18 protein-coding genes are annotated in these 16,848 nt (G+C 57.2%); 10 read left to right on the top strand and 8 right to left on the bottom strand.

What is annotated here, in order from left to right; translation table 11 throughout:
• Nucleotides 1-294: 294 nt before the first annotated feature.
• Nucleotides 295-1,773: a hypothetical protein gene (locus ACE10W_RS16755; protein WP_375762634.1), complete on the top strand. Its 1,479-nt coding sequence runs from the start codon at nt 295-297 to the stop codon at nt 1,771-1,773.
• A gap of 311 nt (nt 1,774-2,084) precedes the next feature.
• On the opposite strand, the gene ACE10W_RS16750 is transcribed toward ACE10W_RS16755, so the two are convergent.
• The 6 genes from ACE10W_RS16750 to ACE10W_RS16725 all read right to left on the bottom strand — a co-directional run bounded on the left by ACE10W_RS16750 (nt 2,085) and on the right by ACE10W_RS16725 (nt 10,422).
• The gene (locus tag ACE10W_RS16750) at nt 2,085-2,447 is read right to left on the bottom strand and encodes a hypothetical protein (RefSeq protein WP_375762633.1); all 363 of its coding nucleotides are present in this window, start codon (nt 2,445-2,447) and stop codon (nt 2,085-2,087) included.
• A gap of 372 nt (nt 2,448-2,819) precedes the next feature.
• Nucleotides 2,820-4,139 (bottom strand): restriction endonuclease subunit S, encoded by a 1,320-nt coding sequence (locus tag ACE10W_RS16745; protein WP_375762632.1) that lies wholly within the window; start codon nt 4,137-4,139, stop codon nt 2,820-2,822.
• Complete coding sequence (locus ACE10W_RS16740; protein ID WP_375762761.1) at nt 4,136-5,626, bottom strand: N-6 DNA methylase; 1,491 nt, start codon at nt 5,624-5,626, stop codon at nt 4,136-4,138. The genes ACE10W_RS16745 and ACE10W_RS16740 overlap by 4 nt, the downstream gene beginning before the upstream one ends.
• 1 nt (nt 5,627) lies before the next feature.
• Nucleotides 5,628-6,218, bottom strand: a complete 591-nt coding sequence (locus ACE10W_RS16735; RefSeq protein WP_375762631.1) for a hypothetical protein — start codon at nt 6,216-6,218, stop codon at nt 5,628-5,630.
• Nucleotides 6,215-9,676, bottom strand: a complete 3,462-nt coding sequence (gene hsdR / locus ACE10W_RS16730; RefSeq protein WP_375762630.1) for a type I restriction-modification system endonuclease — start codon at nt 9,674-9,676, stop codon at nt 6,215-6,217. The genes ACE10W_RS16735 and hsdR overlap by 4 nt, the downstream gene beginning before the upstream one ends.
• A gap of 230 nt (nt 9,677-9,906) precedes the next feature.
• Nucleotides 9,907-10,422: a hypothetical protein gene (locus ACE10W_RS16725; protein ID WP_375762629.1), complete on the bottom strand. Its 516-nt coding sequence runs from the start codon at nt 10,420-10,422 to the stop codon at nt 9,907-9,909.
• Between the two features lie 108 nt (nt 10,423-10,530).
• Here ACE10W_RS16725 and ACE10W_RS16720 point away from each other — a divergent pair, with 108 nt between their 5' ends.
• Nucleotides 10,531-11,076 carry a hypothetical protein gene (locus tag ACE10W_RS16720; RefSeq protein WP_375762628.1) on the top strand — a complete coding sequence of 182 codons (546 nt, stop codon included), beginning with the start codon at nt 10,531-10,533 and terminating at the stop codon, nt 11,074-11,076.
• 80 nt (nt 11,077-11,156) lie between these two features.
• Here ACE10W_RS16720 and ACE10W_RS16715 read toward each other — a convergent pair whose 3' ends face one another.
• Both ACE10W_RS16715 and ACE10W_RS16710 read right to left on the bottom strand, forming a co-directional pair.
• On the bottom strand, nt 11,157-11,390 hold the full coding sequence (locus tag ACE10W_RS16715) for a DUF4145 domain-containing protein (RefSeq protein ID WP_375762627.1): 234 nt from the start codon (nt 11,388-11,390) through the stop codon (nt 11,157-11,159).
• A gap of 140 nt (nt 11,391-11,530) precedes the next feature.
• The gene (locus tag ACE10W_RS16710; protein ID WP_375762626.1) at nt 11,531-11,839 is read right to left on the bottom strand and encodes a hypothetical protein; all 309 of its coding nucleotides are present in this window, start codon (nt 11,837-11,839) and stop codon (nt 11,531-11,533) included.
• 316 nt (nt 11,840-12,155) lie between these two features.
• Between ACE10W_RS16710 and ACE10W_RS16705 the strand changes: the two genes are divergently transcribed.
• The 8 genes from ACE10W_RS16705 to ACE10W_RS16670 all read left to right on the top strand — a co-directional run bounded on the left by ACE10W_RS16705 (nt 12,156) and on the right by ACE10W_RS16670 (nt 16,712).
• Complete coding sequence (locus tag ACE10W_RS16705; RefSeq protein ID WP_375762625.1) at nt 12,156-13,421, top strand: tyrosine-type recombinase/integrase; 1,266 nt, start codon at nt 12,156-12,158, stop codon at nt 13,419-13,421.
• A 220-nt stretch (nt 13,422-13,641) separates the two neighbouring features.
• Nucleotides 13,642-13,869, top strand: a complete 228-nt coding sequence (locus ACE10W_RS16700) for a hypothetical protein (RefSeq protein WP_375762624.1) — start codon at nt 13,642-13,644, stop codon at nt 13,867-13,869.
• A gap of 18 nt (nt 13,870-13,887) precedes the next feature.
• Nucleotides 13,888-14,583 (top strand): hypothetical protein, encoded by a 696-nt coding sequence (locus ACE10W_RS16695; protein WP_375762623.1) that lies wholly within the window; start codon nt 13,888-13,890, stop codon nt 14,581-14,583.
• 28 nt (nt 14,584-14,611) lie between these two features.
• Nucleotides 14,612-14,776: a hypothetical protein gene (locus ACE10W_RS16690; RefSeq protein ID WP_375762622.1), complete on the top strand. Its 165-nt coding sequence runs from the start codon at nt 14,612-14,614 to the stop codon at nt 14,774-14,776.
• Entirely contained in the window at nt 14,773-14,973 is a 201-nt protein-coding gene (locus tag ACE10W_RS16685) for a cold-shock protein (protein WP_375762621.1), read from the top strand. The genes ACE10W_RS16690 and ACE10W_RS16685 overlap by 4 nt, the downstream gene beginning before the upstream one ends.
• Nucleotides 14,973-15,200 (top strand): hypothetical protein, encoded by a 228-nt coding sequence (locus tag ACE10W_RS16680; RefSeq protein ID WP_375762620.1) that lies wholly within the window; start codon nt 14,973-14,975, stop codon nt 15,198-15,200. The genes ACE10W_RS16685 and ACE10W_RS16680 overlap by 1 nt, the downstream gene beginning before the upstream one ends.
• Complete coding sequence (locus ACE10W_RS16675; RefSeq protein WP_375762619.1) at nt 15,197-15,871, top strand: hypothetical protein; 675 nt, start codon at nt 15,197-15,199, stop codon at nt 15,869-15,871. Before ACE10W_RS16680 ends, ACE10W_RS16675 begins: the two co-directional genes overlap by 4 nt.
• 1 nt (nt 15,872) lies before the next feature.
• Nucleotides 15,873-16,712, top strand: a complete 840-nt coding sequence (locus ACE10W_RS16670) for a hypothetical protein (RefSeq protein ID WP_375762618.1) — start codon at nt 15,873-15,875, stop codon at nt 16,710-16,712.
• Nucleotides 16,713-16,848 lie beyond the last annotated feature (136 nt).

Below are 16,848 nucleotides of genomic sequence, written 5' to 3'. Positions count from 1 at the left end.
CTGATCTACCTCACTTGCATCCGCGTGTGAAAGCCGAAGCGACACTGGCGAGAATGCGAAAGGGAGATGTGCCGCCGAGGAAGCTATTGCTAATCTCTCTGGCTGTGTCCGCCGCTGTACTTGACGATCCCGTTCGGCCTATCGGGGTTCCAGACGAATTCAGGATAACTCAACTAGGCAAGCGGGCTCTCCGCACTGCATCGGGATATCATGCGGTCTATGGGCCGAACTCCCGATATGATCGCTACCCCCGATCTGCTGGCGTAATGCTCCGCCATCTAGGAAAGCTGATCGATGAAGCATCGGAGCCCGCGAATCGGCATCTCGAAAATATTCTTCGCCTTAAACACGAGCTGTTCGGCCCCGCGCCGCTTCCCAAGAGCATTTGAAGAGGTCACGTTGCAAAAGCCTAGACGCTCTATCCCTTCCAAAAAGGCTAACACAAAGCGAGCGCTGAAGCGTGATCAGGTGAAATCTGTAAGGGTGTCAGAGTTTGAGCCCGCAGTACTGCTTGAGCCACATACGTTTCGGCCGTTCGATCCCTGGCTCACGACAAACCGGCGGTTTCTGCACGTGGTTGCCGAAAATGTGACAGCAAGTTACGAGGAGAGCGCGCCCCGCAAGCGCAGAATGAAAGCGCAAGACCGAGCGAACCTTGAGACGATCATCAAAGCATTGCTAGCTAATGTCGCTTTCGGAATCGCTACGGGAAATGATTGCCCCAACATTACAGTTAGTCTCCGTGCACCTAAGCGAAAGATTAGCCGCTATGACCGAAGGGGATTTGCATTACTCCCACGAGTGCTGGAAGGGCTCGCCTCTAGAGGCAGCCTGATTGAACTGCGCAAATCTCATCAACGGGGAATAGCGAGTTCGTTCACCCCGGCTGCTTCATTGGCTTCGGAAATAAAGCGCTTTCGGCTCGGGCCCGAACACTTCGCTTGGGAGAGAGGGACGGAAACGATCCGGTTGAGCGTGAGCCGGCGCAATTTTGCTAGAAAGAGCAAAGACGTTGAATTGATTGACTATGAGGATACGGAAGAAACCGTCGCCTTGCGTGAGGATATGGAGCGGCTGAACGGCTTTTTGAGAACTGCTAAATTCATGTTTGAGCACGATGGTGGGCCACCGGTTCTCACGACCCATCGTGATCTCGTTAGGCATTTCAAAATGAGCGAGCACGATCAACCGCGGTTTGACCTCGGAGGCCGGATGTTTAATGGCTGGTGGCAAGAGCTACCCTCCAATCGTCGACACGCGATCAGGATCAACGGCGAACCAATTGCTGATTTGGACTTTTCTTCCGCCTTTTTGCGCCTCGCCTTTATCGAGGCTGGCATTGAAGCACCCGCTGGCGATCTCTATGCGAGAATTCCTAAAGTCGATGCAGGGCTATACCGCGATGGCATTAAGCAAATCGTCAGTGCGATGCTTTTCAGAGAAACGCCTCTGAGTCGCATTCCATCTGAATTGAAGCAGAGGTTACCGCGGGGCATGACGGGAGCTGAAATCCGTGATGCCGTATTGTCTGCATTCCCAGAGCTTTCCGATGTTTTCGCGACGGGCCTTGGCCTTCGCTTAATGTTTCGGGAATCGCAGATTATGCTGCGGAGCTTGCTTCGACTGGCCGAGCTCAATGTCCCCGCCATGAATATGCACGATGGACTAATGGTTCAGCGCTCAAAGGCAGATATCGCAGCCCGCGAGATGACTAATGCCGCTCTGGAAACAGTCGGCGCCCCACTGCCTATCGTATTGAAATCGCAGTATTAATTATGACCCTCATTAAGGCCTGGGTGGGGCGCCTTAAGGCCTCCTTTGTGATCGCCAAAAACAGGGGCACATCTCCGCCGCCTCTAAGGTCTCTCCTCCGTGGCCCCTTCAAGGGCTGGTGATCACTCACCACCTGCGTCAAGGTCCAACCACGCGCAGCCATCTAGTACCCTCGTGCAGGCCATCTCGCGCCTTACCCAGATGGGTTGCCAAGGCTGGCGATGCCACACCATACCGACGCGCCGCACAGCTCTGAGGCCGCCCATCAAGGAGCACCTATAGGTAGGCACAACATGGCATGGACCTAATGGTCAGTTCAGGCCGTAGAGACCCAAGAAGGCCCACCTCGCCACAAGGATGGGAGCGCCTATCTCAAAAACATTGAGGACGAGACTACCGAGCGCCGCGACTGTAGTTAGGACGGGCTTACTTCGAGCATGGTTGAGGTAGAATTCACGGTGGGCAGCGAAGAGGTAGTGGCTGGCAGCCCCGAACACTAAGGCAGCCACTAGCATCCCGCCCACGAAAAATAGGGCTGCCTGCCAAGAAAGAAACCCGGCCTTCTCCGTAGTCACGAAATAGTAGACACCGGTCGCAATCCAGAGCAGCGAGGCAGTGCGCCCAGCCGCCCCCTTCTTGTCCTCAGCGATTGATGATGCTGTAGCGTTCATCATTCCAACTCCACGAAGCTCGCCTACGGTGCGCCCCCGTAAGCCTAGTGCTTCTTGACCCCTGGTGATCGGGGAGTTGGAAACCGTGCTAGCCGGCCCTACGACCTTTAGTTCGGGAGAACCTGGACATACGTCGCAGGCTCCCCGACCATAATGGCCAAGGAGATCGTGCCCATTCCGGCGGACACATACCGCTAGCGCGGGGTTTCCACGCCCCGGAGCAACGCGTATCGCTCAATCAAATTCTAGCGGGATTAGCCGCACTGATGCAACTGGTCTGCTGGAGACGGCCTTCGGCTGCAAGGACGGCTACCATCCCACACCGCCGTGCGCCGAGTTGGGAGGCGCAGTGAATCCGCCTCAAAGGCGCTCAAGTCACCTCAACCGCTTCGTGCCTATCTTTTTATTTCCTCTCGCCGGCGCGACGGTCGCCCGCTCGCCCCTGATCCGCTCCAAAAGGACGCAGGCGGGCTCGTCGTTGGGGTCCTGTGGCACCAGCTCGCCGCGAAACGCCTTGCCGAGAACGGCTTGGTCGAGGTGGCCGATCAGCTTGCGAGCGCTGGTGGCTTCGGAAGCGAGGCGGTCGATCCAGGCAAAAGCACGAGTGGCAACCTCAACTGCGGCTGCCTGTTCAGTTAGAGGAGGTATGTCAATCTGCGTAATCTTGAGTTGAGCGATATTCAGTGTTTTTCTAGCAACTTCGCGAGCCTCAAGCTGAAAAAAGTTTTGGCAATCGCGAGATTGAAGCCGCCATGCCAGCCATTCTGGCAGAACCGTACGTGGGTTAGGCCTTACTCTAGCTACCGCACGAGCAATGTTCGTTGGTTCTCTAGGCTCAGTTACCAGGGCTACTCGACCAATAGTTCCGACAACGGAAACAAGGATATCACCCGCTTGGACACGTGCATCAGCGTAGTTTGCGTCTATTTCCGGAGAAATGCGTCGCAGATCGGACCATGCAACACCACCATCCTGCAAATCGCAGACCCGAATAAGAGGCACGCCGACGTCCTTGATTGTGCCCGGCTGAATAACACCATACCTAATTGGAGCCTCAGGAAGAACGACTTTGCTCAACTCAAGCGTTGTGCCCTTAGCCGAAACAAATACCTTGTCGAGAACCGACTCCTTGTACTTCTCCACTAACCGGTGAATGTGGTCGAGGTGACCGCGGGCGCGTCTGGACTTCGCGGACAGGCTGTCGATCTTCGACACGAGCCGGCGTTGTTCGTGGATTGGAGGAAGCGGCATCGGCACCTCGCGCATCGCGGCAAGCGGAAGATGCTTGATCGTGGTTCCTGTAAATCTGCTTTGTAATTCTCCATTTGTCGCGATGTGGCGCATGTAGAATGCTAGCCATTCGGGCGACACGGCGTCAAAGGTACGAGCGCGATGGAGTGCCTTTTGAAATTTTAGTTTCGTTGGACCAGATCGCCACACCGCGGCGCGACCAGGCTCGCCACCTTCGCAGACAATGACGTCGCCGTCCTCGATCGAATAGCTCTCCTGCTCTTCCGCAGTCATACGCATCTCAAGTATGTCCGCCAAATCAAAGCTGCCCCAGCGGACATTTATGTTGCGGAGATAGGGAACCGGTGTGCCCTTGTTCTTGATCGCATCCAGCATCTTTCCAAGCCGAACGTCGGCGACTTCCCCAACCGCAGTCCAAATCCACCCGCTCGGCAACTCGCTCATTCTGCCGCCTCGGCCACAACAGCAGCTGCATCTACACTATCCGGCTCCAATTCCTCCGACAGCTCCTCAATATCCTCAAGCGCTGCCTTGAGATGCCCGATGATCGCAGCAGCGATATCTTCGGGCTCGGTCAGTTGCTCCTCGGCTTCTGTTTCGGTATCCCGTAACCAGACGATGTCAAGATTGTCATTGCGAGCCATAATCTGCTCGCGTGTGAAGCAGCGCCAGCGGCCATCCTCGCGCTGATCCCTGCGCTTGGCGCCGCCATTCGGATCGCTGCCATAGGCCTTCTCGAACTCCGCAAAGTCCTCAACCGTCAGGGGGCGGGTCTTTCCGAAGGCAGGCATGTTGGCCCGGAGGTCATAGACCCACACAGCCTTGGTTGTGGCCTTGTCGGTCTTGCCGCGCTGGAGGAACAGCACGTTGGTCTTGACGCCTTGCGCATAGAAGATACCAGTTGGCAAACGCAGAATCGTATGCAGGTTGCACAGCTCCATTAGCCATGAGCGCAGCCGTCGCCCGGTATTGTCCTCAAACAACACGTTGTCCGGTACCACCACGGCTGCTCGTCCGCCGGGCTTGAGGGCGCGAACGATGTGCTCGACAAATGCGAGCTGCTTGTTGGAAGTGTCGGCAGTGACGGAGAAATCCGAACGTGTCGGGCGACCGCCGCCTTTCTTTGCGCCGAACGGAGGGTTGGTCAGCAGAAGGTCGGCTTTCGCAAGGCGTTCGCCATCTGGCGAGAGCGTGTCGGCCAGTTCCACCCCGCCCTCGATGCCGTGGAGCAGCAGGTTCATCAGACACAGCCGGTGTGTGTCGGGGACTAGCTCCGCGCCGACATACGCGCTGTGGCGCTGGAAGTGCGCCTTGTCGGGCGGGAGCTTGTAGAGATCGTCGGTCTGATCCTTGATGTAGCGGTCGGCGGCCACAAGGAACCCGGCTGTGCCCGCTGCGGGGTCCTGGATGGTTTCGCCCGGTTGCGGCTTCATGAGGCGGACGATGCAATCGATAAGGGGGCGCGGCGTGAAGTATTGCCCCGCGCCGGATTTCTTATCAGCGGCGTTCTTCTCCAGCAGGCCTTCATAGAGGTTGCCCAACCCCTCCTCGCGGGCCGAAAACCAATCGAGCTGATCGATGCTGGATGTGAGCGACTTGAGGTTAGTCGGCTTGCGTAGCTTCGTTTGCGCGTCCGTGAAAATGGCGCGGACCAAGGCATCCTTCGTGCTGGGCCTGCCAAGGTCTAGTAGTAGTTGCTTGTAGTAGTCGAGCTGATCGAGCCCCTCGCGCTTGGCCAATTCACGCCAGCGGTATTGCTTCGGCAGCCGATCCTCTCGCAGGCCGCCCTTGTGGTCGGGTACCTCGGCGAGCATCTTGAGGAAGAGAAGATAGGTTAGCTCAGTGACGTACTCGTTGTAGGTAACGCCATCATCGCGAAGGACGTGGCATAGCGACCACAGTTTAACGACAATATCGCTTGTGCTGAGCATGCTATTCAACCATGTCTCGCACCACGCCCTGAACATTTAGAAGCGCATGCTTGCCAAGAAACTTAATCAAGATCATTTCAATCTTTTCGCACATCGCTGCGTCATCAATCGCGAGAAATGAACCGCGAACAACTAGCGGAGGCTTGAACCAAAACCGCGTCTGATGGTCCTTCACTCTGGCTCGAACGCTCTTCGCCGATTTGCCGACATACACAGGGCGGTCGGTAATATCATAGAATACGTACACGCCAGCTTTGTCGGGCACTGTTCCTATGTCGGACGGAGTGAAATCCGTCCACGTATATCCTGAGATCTCAGACTCTTGCTCTATTTCCTTTTCGACCTCTGTGGGGACGGGCTGATTCAACGCAGCTGAAAGCTTCGCCCTTGTCTCCTCCGTTGGATAGACGGTATTCCCCTTCACGATATTCCAGATTCCCGTATAGGAAATCTTGGTTTTGGTCGCTAGCTGCGGAATGGTGAGATTTTGTCTCGCCATCTCGCTGCTTACCCATTCGCCAAAGCTCTGTTGCGATGTTGCGGCGGCTTCGTCGCCCTGAGGCATAGTAAGCGCCTCGTCCTGATCACTCATCCAATGTTTCTCCACAGCTCCTCGTTGATTCCGGTCAGCACGGCCTCAAGCTCGCCTCCGAATACCTTGTTGAGACGGGTGAACCCACCATCCGCGGCGAAGGGCTCTCGATCGATTGCCCCGCGGTCCACCACGATCTCCTTTTCGACCTGTTCCCCGATGCGCTTCAGCCAGCGCTTCTGTGGGTCCGTCCAGGACCGATTCGTCAAGACCTTTTGCATTGCGGCTCTTACACGATCCGCATAAGGGGTCAAAGCATCGCCTAGTGCCGCTTGGCGCACAAATCCGATGATGGAGGCAGCGATATCCTCGTTCTTGGCGTCGGCCCAAGCGCGGCGCAGGTTGGCCTCCGAATATCCTTTAAGGTCGAGTGCCCTTCTTAGCTCTTGCAGATCAGCGCGAGTGAGGTCGCGCGGACGTTGCACAACGAGTTTAAGAGCAGCAATCGCGTTGATGTTGTCCCGTACGAACGCCGAGAAGCCGTCAAGAAAGTCTTCAGGCTTTGTCGCTGCGCCATATCCCCGAGTGACCGCGACCACTTCATCGCTGTGGTTCGAAACCGGCATGAAACGGGGAGTACCACCGTCATTCTGCCAATCCAGAATGGGGCCAATAGCTGCACGGTCTGAGAACCACTTGGACAACTCGGCCGGACTACTCTGCAAGAGGCGCCCCAAGGTCTCCTCCGGTTCCTCACCGGCAACAGCCGCAAACCTTTCTCGGACATCGGAGGGGAGCTTGCTAAGTCGCCGACGAAGCTTCACCGCAAGCTGTTGGCGAATTGTGTCGCGGTGGCCATCATCATCCGCCGATATGAGTTCCTTGACGAGCTGTTCAAACCCGATGGAAGGGTTGACCACAACCGGTTTCATCTCGGTGAGGTTCTGCAGGTTCGGATAGAGGTCGACCGCGTCAAAGATGCGGAATATTTCCTTGTTGATCTCGGGGCATTTCCGTGTGGCTCGGCCGATCATTTGCTCATACAGAATTCGGCTGTTGACCCGCCGCAGAAAGACAAGGTTCGTAATTGAAGGCACGTCGATGCCTGTGGTCAGCAGGTCGACCGTAACCGCAATTTTCGGATTGGCATCGTTTCGGAACGAGCGGATTAGGTTTTGCACCTTATCGACGCTACCGGTGATTTTTTTGACTGCAGCATCGTCTATCTCGCCATAGGCTGCGGCGAATGCATCCTTGATCTTGGACACCACGATATCGGCATGGGCATCAGTAGCCGCAAAGATCAGGGTCTTGCCGGGAAGCGCCGGATCGATGTGCTTGGCTAGTTCGTCAGCCACCACGCGGTTGAATTCGGGGGTCACCACCTGCTTGTTAAATTGCTCGACCTCGAACCGAATCTCGTCAGGCGCGTGAGTGAGGTTTACCTCGCCGGTACTTGTATTGAGAACGTCTAGCGCTTCACCTTTCTCGAAGAGTATGCCCGCGCGAGCGAGAGCGGTTTCGATCCTCATCGGCGGCTCATGATCGATGAGGTTCCCCTCAATCACCGCATCCCTGTAAGAATACTTGAAGATAGGATCACCGAAGATCTCTGTAGTGTGAAGGGCCGGCGTAGCCGTCAAGCCAATCTTCACGGCATCGAAATACTCAAGAACGCGTCGATACTTGGAAACGTAATCGTCCTGACCGCGGAAGCTCAATTCTGCGTCGGACATCTCGCGGTCAAGCAGATAGCCGCGATGGCATTCATCCACGACTATAAGATCATACTGGTCAATGGGCGGCGCTTCGGAGTCGTCCGCGGTGTAGAGAACGCGCTTCACTAAGCCCTGAATCGTGCAGATGTGCACCTTCGTCTCAGTTTCCGGCGCAACATCATCAAGCCCCTTGAGGCCAAAGATGTCAGCAAATGCTTTGCCCGAGAGTACCCTTGTCGTAGTGAATTCATCTGCAGCTTGTTTGCCTAGGGCGGACCGGTCCACAACGAAGCAGATGCGCCGGAAACGCTTGGTGCTCAAAAACCGATAGAGCATCGCGATGGCCAACTTGGTCTTGCCTGTGCCGGTGGCCATCGCAATGAGCATAGTGCGACGTTCAGCCTCCAGCGCTTTTTCCGCCGCTTTGATGGCCTCCTCCTGATAGTCTCGGAGCGGAAAGCCAAACTCAAAAGGCAACGCTTTGAGGGCCGCTGTCGCTGCGTCCTGGTTGACTTCGAGGAGTCCAGCGAGTCCTTCAGGTGTCGGCCAATCAACGAGAGCGCGACGATGGTTGCCGCCGCGGCGAGTATCCCGGAACCAAATGCCGCTCTCAGTCTCGATCTGCTTGAGATACGAGCGGCCATTAGCTGCAAAAACGAATGGTACTCGATGGTCAGCCCAGGGTCCTCCTGCGAACACAAAGCCATCACCTTCGGTGAAACCGAGCGAGTAGCGTTCTGCTTGATCGATCGCCGCGGAGACGTTCTTGCGGCGGCGCTTGGCCTCCACAACGCCGACTAAGGTCAATCCATTAAACAGAGCGTAATCAGCCGGGCCGTTACTTGTCGGCCACTCGGCAATGGCGAGGTAACGCCCCTTCGTTGGACGCGAGCCAGACCCGTGACGAAGGATCTTAGTATCTGCCTCCCATCCGGCATCGCGGAGCTGTCGATCGATTAAGGCGCGTGTGGCCGCTTCGTCGAGATCGATCTTGCGGGCGGCCTCTTCACCTCTGACGATGAGGTCTTGCATGTCGGACTTCGAGGCTTGCCGGGCCGCGGCCTGGATCTCGTCAAGATGAGCCGTATCCGTCGGAGCATCAGCCTCGAACTGAGATGTAGACTCCGCAAGGCCTGAGGCAAATGTCTGTTCATTGAGTGCAGCGACAAGTTTGAGCTTCTCCGCTTCTGCATCCTGCGCCAATTGCTCCCAGAGCTGTCTGTCCTCAATCTCCTTTTTCGAGCGCTCCTCCGCGTCAGTCCGCGCTTGACGATGCGCCTCGACGTCGGCCAGCGCCTTGGCAGCAGCCTCTTCGGTTTCTGCCACGTGCTTCCGGAGTACTTCAATCTCTCGGCGTAAAGCTATGGCGGGGTCCGGGTCGTCGACCGGTATAACGAAGGGACCAGGATTGAAATTTGGTTGTTTTCCATACGTCCGGTGAAACCAAACACCGAGCTGACGCGCGAACTTTAGCGCAGCAAGGGCATCTGAGTGGTTGCCGGAAGCTTCGTGAACGGCGCTGTTACCTGCCTTGCGGAGTGCATGAAATACGTCCGAAGCTTCCTTTGGAATGATCCGCTCAAAGGAAAGGCGGCGAAGGGTAGCCTCAAAAGTCTCGCGTTCCCCTTCGTAAACTGCGTGACGAGCCGCGATGAGTTTGGCCAGCAACTCAGCAAACTGACGAAGCTTGATGATCGCGGTCGGAGGATCGTAGGTGAAATAGTCCTCTGCTCGCGCCCCAAGCTCAACCAGCTTGGCGTCGTGAACGCCCAGAAAACTGAAGTTAATCGAGAGTTGCATTCCCAGCCCTTGCGGCACGCAGGATTGCACAGGCGATGCTTAAATGCGACCCCGACGATCGACCGATTGTTCGAGGGCGTTTAGCGTCGGCAACAAAAGAGCTGGATGGACGAAGCAAGCCATTGAAATTCCGGATGTTTTCATGGCCATACTCGTCGAGGGCAATTCCTGCGCCGGATATAGCGCCCGTCTTTTGACGCCGATCCGAATTCTTTAGGAACTTCGCTGCCTTAGAATCCCCGCTGGAAATCTTCCACCTTCGCCCCTTGCTGATAAACCTCGACGAGGCACGTAGCTTGATCGCCGTCGAGTTCGATGAACAGGCCAAGCTGGTAGTCGTAGACGTGGTCCGGCATATCCGCGAATCCTTGCACTGCGGCAGGCGCTCTGGTGAGAGCTATGAGTCTTCTCCGATCAGCGTCCTTTGAAGCTGCCTTGTGGTGTCGCTTCTTCATCTCGATGGCGATCAGGTTGTCATCCTGTCTTCGGCCGCGACTGTGCATGATTAGATCGCACGTGATCGTATTGAAGTCGTCGGGACCGTGGATGACGCGCTTGAGGTCGCCCTTATTCCGATTGTATTCGGTGTCGGTGAAGTAGTCGGCGAGCCCGTAGCGAAGTCTTGCGGCGTCCAGATACAGCATGAGGCGACCACAGAGATTGCGTTCCGAGATGTTGGCGATGATATTATCGCGCTCCCGCCACAGGAACTCGTCCAGAGCTTCGTTGAATAGCGACATTAGCATCAGGGAGGACTCATCGCTGTTACCCGGTTGTTAAGGACCTGCTGGTGTTGATTTGCGCTGCCCGATTCGTTCTTAGAGAACGAAATAGATTCGAATGGAGCACGGGTGATGAAAGATCTTTACCGACTTGTTTTTGACTCCTACGTCGTCAGACGAGCAATTGTCTTCAATTATGGCTGGGCTATCCACGTCAGCCCAGAGGAACACCTAGATTCAATCTGCAAGAACGGTTTAATCGCGAATAAGGACGCTGGCATTCCGGAGGATCTTAATGAGATCGTGCGACAGCCGAAAGTGTTGTGCATGCATCCCTTGGGAGCGAAGAAGTGCCCGCCTCCTGCATGCAACACCATCGAGCCTCGGACTGACATTGGGATGGTCACGTTTGCAGTGAACTCAGAGGATATTCCGCAAAGAGTTCACCTTGATTGGTCAAACGCTTGGCATTTTCAGGCTAACGATATCTTCAAGAACCAGCGACTGAACGCTGAAGAGCTGGTGAGGAGGTTGCTGGTTGAGTATGGGTCGTTCGTGACGTACGACACGATTTCACCCGACAAGCTGAGGGTATTCTGCGAAGGCAATCAGCCAACAAACCCGCTTGATTGGCCCGCGCTGTTAGCCGCTCAGAACATCTCAACCTTCGTCAAATGAAAAAGCCTCCGAAGGTGGCTGGCCGGTCTACGCCTATGCCGGAGGAGCTACTTTCGTTTCGACGCGCGAATTTTTGACCTTCAGTGCGTGGATCCTGCTCTTGTGCCCCCCGAAAAGACGCGAAAAGCGTCTTCGTAAACCTCCCACGCATCCAAAACGGTCTCCCGCGTGTTGTCGCCTTGGTGGCTCCCTACATTTCCGACTTCTCGAAGCGCGTCAAATGTCTCCGCATGGCTGGCGTCGATGGCTTCAAACTCCTTGATGCGGTCGTTCAGAGGGCGAGCCGCCGCAGCAACAGACAGCGAATCCGGCATGGGCTGAAGTGTCTCACGTGAGCGCGCAGGACAGGGCCAAAAGGGGGGATTGTTCTCTAGATAGCTGTCACTCCACAAATGCCGCTGCAACGCTGTTCTCCAATTGCCTCATGTTCGAGGTATCCGATGCCGTCATGAAGTCAGTTGCCTTTCGCGCATTCTCCTAAGAATGCCCTCCAGTCCGGATCTTCTTTTCCACGTAGCTCTAGTGCATCCCTGGCCGCTTGGTACTTTAGAGCGCGCGTTCTTATGGCGCCCGGCGTTTGCGACAACTCTTTGCCTGTCTTCGGATTTATCGTGTCATCCGGTTTCGGAATGACCTGTAATTTTCGCGCGGTCCATTTCAGCCAGCAGGAAGAATCATCCTGCTCGGTGCTTTTCGCAGGCGAGCCGGGATTGCCGACCGCCAGAAGTCCAATAAGAAGTCCAGCTCGCGAGAAATAGCGCATGATCCGTCCTACAACCAACCGCTTAGCCGAGTACTTGTTACCGTAGTCCCAAGCTCTACCGACTATGATGCTGCGTTAGGGGCAGGCGTTAGGGGCACCGTTAGGGTACGACTGTTACCCAGCGCCATAAAGCGCAGCTCTTTCAAGGAATTGGTCGGGCATAGAATAGTTGGCTGGGGAACCTGGATTCGAACCAAGACAAACAGAGTCAGAGTCTTCTTTCGTAGATTGATTTTGCTAGATAAATAGGCGATTTGTTGCGCCTTTGTCGCGCCTCATGTATAGTCGAGCCCAATCGAGCTATGGAGCGGGGCCGATGTCAGTCAGAAAGCGCGCATGGACTACATCGTCCGGCGAGACGCGCGAAGCCTACGTGGTGCAGTACAGCATTCCTGAGCTGGACAGCCGCGGCAAACGTAAGCGTGTCATCAAGACGTTCGACCGCAAGAAGGACGCCGACGCCTTCCAGGCACAGGTCCGGGTCGATCTGGGCAAAGGCACTCACGTCCCCGCGTCGAAAAGTCCGACCGTAACTGAAGCCGGCCGCAACTGGATCGACGCGTGCGCGGATCTCGAACGCACCACGCGGGACGGCTACGAACAGCACTTGCGCGATCACATCAATCCGTACCTCGGCGGCCTGAAGCTCTCCGCGCTGACCATTGGCGTGGTGCGGGACTGGCAGGACAAGCTTAGGAAGGGCACCCCTGCCCCTGGCCAGTCCGAAGCGCCGCAGCGATCGGCCGACATGGTGAAACGCGTGACGGGCTCGTTGGGCTCGTTGCTCGCCGATGCGCAAGAGCGTGGCCACGTCGGCCAGAACGTCGTCCGTAGCCTCAAGGCGAGCCGGAAGCGCGGCAAGGAGCGGAGAGCCGAGCGCCGAGCCAAGGGGAAATTGAAAATCGGGGTGGACATTCCCACCCCAGCGGAAATCGAAGTCTTGCTAGGGGCTGCCGACGGTCGGTGGCGCCCTTTCCTACTCGTCGCGATTCGGTGCGGCCTTCGAGCTTCCGAACTTCGCGGCCTTCGCTGGCAAGACGTCAACTTGAAGAAGGGCGAACTACACGTCCATCAGCGCGCCGACGCCTACAACGAAATCGGTCGGCCGAAGTCAGAAGCCGGCGAACGTTCGGTGCCGATCCCTCCGACCACCCTTAAAGCGCTAAAAGAATGGAAATTGAAGTGCCCGCGTGGTTCGGACGGTGCGCAGCACTACGTATTCCCGAACGGCTCAGGCAAGGTCGAATCACACGCCAACATCATCACACGCGGCCTGATCCCGACGATGATTGCCGCGGGCGTGACCGCGCCTGCTCTTGATGAGAGCGGAACGTCGTCGCGCGACAAAGACGGGAAACCCATCCTCATAGCGAAATACACTGGCCTCCATGCCCTTCGCCACTTCTTCGCGAGCTGGTGCATAAACCGCAAGGTCGACGGTGGCTTAGAGCTGCCGCTTAAGGTCGTGAGTGAACGACTTGGTCACTCCAACATTGCCATCACTGCGGATCTATATGGCCATCTGTTTCCTCGCGCGGACGACTCGGCAGAGTTGGCCGCAGCAGAGGGCAAGTTTGGCTAGGTAACGTTTGCTTAAGCTTTAGCGCGCAGCATTGGTCTCGATAGTTCGAGACAAGTAGTCTCTGTGTCGTCGCCGAGATGGCGCTTTGGGGCGGGATGCCCTGGCCGGAATAACGAAAGTCGAACGGTAAGCGAGACGCGCGCCGAGAACAGCACAGGCAATTGTGCTCGTCTCAGGCGCTTTTTCTTTGCCCTGTCGCGAGCCTCTGCGGAGTCTCGCTGTGAAAGTCCAAACTTCAAAGACTATCGCAAATCCCGACGAGTTCGTTTGGGGCGCCGCTGATATCGGCAAGTACCTCGGCCGCTCCAAAGAGGCGACGTGGTTCATGCTCGAACAAGACCGCGTGCCCGGCGCAAAGAAGATCGCCGGCCGTTGGGGCATGCACGTTCCCACCTTCCTTGCCAGCTTCCAACCCACCTCAACGCCGCGCGCGAGCGTCGCCGCGTAACAACAGGTCATCACCAAAATGAACCAGCCATATTACCGCCACATGGAGCAGGCTGCCGCGGCGATTTCAAGCGCACCGGTCCGCAACGCGCTGATCGGCGTCATCGCGCTGCAACGTACCTTGGACGACGTGACGCGATCGTCCGTTGCCAATGTTCGCAACGACAAGGATCTCAGCCCGGCCGGAAAGACCAAGAAGGTGCGCGACGTTATTGGCCCCCGCGCATGGGAAGTGATCAAAGCCAAGATGCTCGCCCGGCGCCTGGCCGAACACATCGAAGAAAAGCGCGCAGCGCTGAAGCTGCCGGAGATCGATAAAGCCGACGCGGCCGGCGCCATTCTTCGCAATCGCGTCCGTGACCAGCTCGCTGGCAAGACCAATCAGGAATTACGCGGCCTGATCCCGGCCATGTCGCCGCTTTTCCTGACTACGATTTTGGAAGCGCCCGAACTGATCGGCGCCGATGCGCAGACTGTGGACATCGCGCGGAACGCGGCGAGCGAACTTGCGCACCCCGGCATGACCGCCACACTCGACGCCGAGCGCGACGCGGTGAACCTACTCGTGAACGCCACCAAGGCAGTCGCGAAGACCTACGGCGAACTCGGCGAATTGCCGAACGATACCGCGCTCGAAGGCTTTCTGAACGAGCGCGTCGCCGATCAGCGGCACATTGCCGCCGAAGTCGAACGCATCGTTCGCAACGAACCGTAACCCCACCAGACAGAAAGGACGATCCAACATGATAAAGAAACTCGACGCGGACTCCGCAGCAAAGCAGGTGACCGAGGCGTTGCAGCCGGTCGCCGACTTCAACGCCGCTGCGGGTGTCAAGCAGACGCCGTTGCCGGCTGAGCAACCGCTGCCCGCTCCACTCGCTCGCGCACTCGGACAGACGAAGCGATGAAAGTCGGCGAAGTAAAGAACTGGAACGACGAGCGCGGGTTCGGATTCCTGCGCGTCGATGGGCACGACATCTTTTGCCATGCCTCGGCGCTTCCGCGCGGCACGACCAGGCTCGAAGTGGGCACCTATGTGGCCTTCGACGTCGGCATCAACGAGCGAACCGGCAAGCCTATGGCTACTAAGGTCAGGCTGGTTTGATGACCGACGAACTCAAAAAACTAGTTTTGGATTTCGAAGCCGAGTTGCTGATCGGAATCCGCAGCGACGCCGACGAAGCCGAATTGGCCGGGATCCGCGATCGAGCATTTGATCGCCTGCGCGCGGTCAAGGAAGGTCCGTCGCCACCGTGCCTTGAAACGATCTTCGATGTTGCTGGCGAGATCGGTCTGAAACTCGACATGGCGTTGAAAGTAATCAAGCCGTGACCGCCAACAATCTCGTCGCGTCAAAAAAGCACAACTGCATTACGATCGCAACGGACGCGGCGACGTATGACGATCACGGTTTCGTCGGTGAATTCCGATCAAAGGTGCACTGCATTCCCGAGTGGCCGGCCGTCATTACCGGACGTGGTAACACCCTCGGCCTGGACACAGCCGCCCGCGAACTCTCGCGCCGCGCGTCGAACTTTGACGAGTTGGTCGGTATCGTCTCGCGCGAGCTTCCTCTGATCGTCAATCAGTTCAAGTTGGATCGGCCGTTCGAACTCAACTTAGCGGGCTTTTTCCGCGGTCGCCCAATGATCTTCTTCATCCGGACGTCAGGCGAGCACGACAGCAGCGGCTTTGGCTTGCAGCCGTACCTGTGCGTTCCCGTCGGCTCGACAATGCTTGGGCCGTGGCCGTCAGACGAGTTGATCGCGGCCTCAGGCTTCGTCGAGCCCGATCCCGATGACGAACCGGAGCAGATCGTGAGCAGCCTGCGCAAGCTGCTCGAATTACAGCGGCGCACCCCTGCGGAGGACGGCTTTTCGCGCATTGGCGGCTGGGCTGATCTGACAGTCATCCGACCGGACGGGATCGATCGGCAGATTTTGTGTCGCTGGCCAGAGGATCGGATTGGCCACCGCATGTCGACGTTGAATCGGGAGCACTGAGATGGCCGCGATCGGCATTTTCAGGACGAAAGACGCCGCCAAGGCGATGGGCGATCAGTTTCAATCGTGGGTCGACCGTGGCTTGGTCGATCCGAAGAACCTCGAAGAATTCAACGCCGCGCTGAATTACTCCGCGAAAGCTATGGAAGACGTCGCCGACCAGGCGAAGGTTGCCGGCGCTGCCTTGCCCCAATTGCAGCAAGCCTTCAACGACGCCACTAACGCCCGGAAGCAACTCGATTCCCTGATGGTCGAGGGCATGAGCGTCAACCGCGGCTTTTTCACCACGTTCAATCAGCAACTCCGCGGCGGTGCAAACGCCTGGAACGCATTCAAGTCGGCGGGCCTCGATGCGCTCGGCAAACTCTCCGACAAGCTCGCATCCATGGCGGCGGACAAACTGTTTGCTAATGCATTCGGCGGGTCATCGGGCGGCATCGCATCTCTGTTCGGACTTGGCGGCAGCGGAAGCACTCCTGTCATGAGCGCGGCCGGTGATCTCGGCGCCGGTACGGGCGGACTTTCTTTCCCGATGTTCGCCAGTGGCACGAATTCAGCGCCTGGCGGCCTATCGATCGTCGGCGAAAAAGGTCCGGAGTTGATCAACCTGCCGCGCGGCGCGCAGGTTTTCAACAGCGGGCAGACGCAGGGCATGTTGAGCGGCGCCGGTAACGTTCCGCCCGTGATCATGCAGGACAATCGGCAGATCAACATCGGCCAGGGTGCATCCGCTGAGACCGTCGCACAACTCCGCGAGGAATTGGCAAGGGATCGCGCCAGCCGCTACGCCGATACGGTTCGAATTGTGCAGGACGCCAAGCAGAAGCGAGTGTTGAAATGATCAATCTAGGAAGCCTTCCACCGAACATGACCGAGCCGCCAAAGGATGCGCGCGGTTGGCTCGCCTTCCAACCTTCCACCGGGAAGGTCTGGTGGAATATCGAAGGCGAATGGCTCCCAATCGATAAAGCGCTCGC

It is taken from the genome of Bradyrhizobium sp. B025 (assembly GCF_042257955.1).
Classification (GTDB): Bacteria; Pseudomonadota; Alphaproteobacteria; order Rhizobiales; family Xanthobacteraceae; genus Bradyrhizobium; species Bradyrhizobium diazoefficiens.
Note: the sequence above shows the minus strand (reverse complement) of the source record. Positions and strands in the feature narration are given on the sequence as shown.

Bases quoted from the DNA above. Each gene is read 5' to 3' on its own strand.
- ACE10W_RS16755 (WP_375762634.1), top strand. From the start codon at position 295: ATGAAGCATCGGAGCCCGCGAATCGGCATCTCGAAAATATTCTTCGCC.
- ACE10W_RS16750 (WP_375762633.1), bottom strand. From the start codon at position 2,447: ATGATGAACGCTACAGCATCATCAATCGCTGAGGACAAGAAGGGGGCG.
- ACE10W_RS16745 (WP_375762632.1), bottom strand. From the start codon at position 4,139: ATGAGCGAGTTGCCGAGCGGGTGGATTTGGACTGCGGTTGGGGAAGTC.
- ACE10W_RS16740 (WP_375762761.1), bottom strand. From the start codon at position 5,626: ATGCTCAGCACAAGCGATATTGTCGTTAAACTGTGGTCGCTATGCCAC.
- ACE10W_RS16735 (WP_375762631.1), bottom strand. From the start codon at position 6,218: ATGAGTGATCAGGACGAGGCGCTTACTATGCCTCAGGGCGACGAAGCC.
- hsdR (WP_375762630.1), bottom strand. From the start codon at position 9,676: ATGCAACTCTCGATTAACTTCAGTTTTCTGGGCGTTCACGACGCCAAG.
- ACE10W_RS16725 (WP_375762629.1), bottom strand. From the start codon at position 10,422: ATGCTAATGTCGCTATTCAACGAAGCTCTGGACGAGTTCCTGTGGCGG.
- ACE10W_RS16720 (WP_375762628.1), top strand. From the start codon at position 10,531: ATGAAAGATCTTTACCGACTTGTTTTTGACTCCTACGTCGTCAGACGA.
- ACE10W_RS16715 (WP_375762627.1), bottom strand. From the start codon at position 11,390: ATGCCGGATTCGCTGTCTGTTGCTGCGGCGGCTCGCCCTCTGAACGAC.
- ACE10W_RS16710 (WP_375762626.1), bottom strand. From the start codon at position 11,839: ATGCGCTATTTCTCGCGAGCTGGACTTCTTATTGGACTTCTGGCGGTC.
- ACE10W_RS16705 (WP_375762625.1), top strand. From the start codon at position 12,156: ATGTCAGTCAGAAAGCGCGCATGGACTACATCGTCCGGCGAGACGCGC.
- ACE10W_RS16695 (WP_375762623.1), top strand. From the start codon at position 13,888: ATGAACCAGCCATATTACCGCCACATGGAGCAGGCTGCCGCGGCGATT.
- ACE10W_RS16690 (WP_375762622.1), top strand. From the start codon at position 14,612: ATGATAAAGAAACTCGACGCGGACTCCGCAGCAAAGCAGGTGACCGAG.
- ACE10W_RS16685 (WP_375762621.1), top strand. From the start codon at position 14,773: ATGAAAGTCGGCGAAGTAAAGAACTGGAACGACGAGCGCGGGTTCGGA.
- ACE10W_RS16680 (WP_375762620.1), top strand. From the start codon at position 14,973: ATGACCGACGAACTCAAAAAACTAGTTTTGGATTTCGAAGCCGAGTTG.
- ACE10W_RS16670 (WP_375762618.1), top strand. From the start codon at position 15,873: ATGGCCGCGATCGGCATTTTCAGGACGAAAGACGCCGCCAAGGCGATG.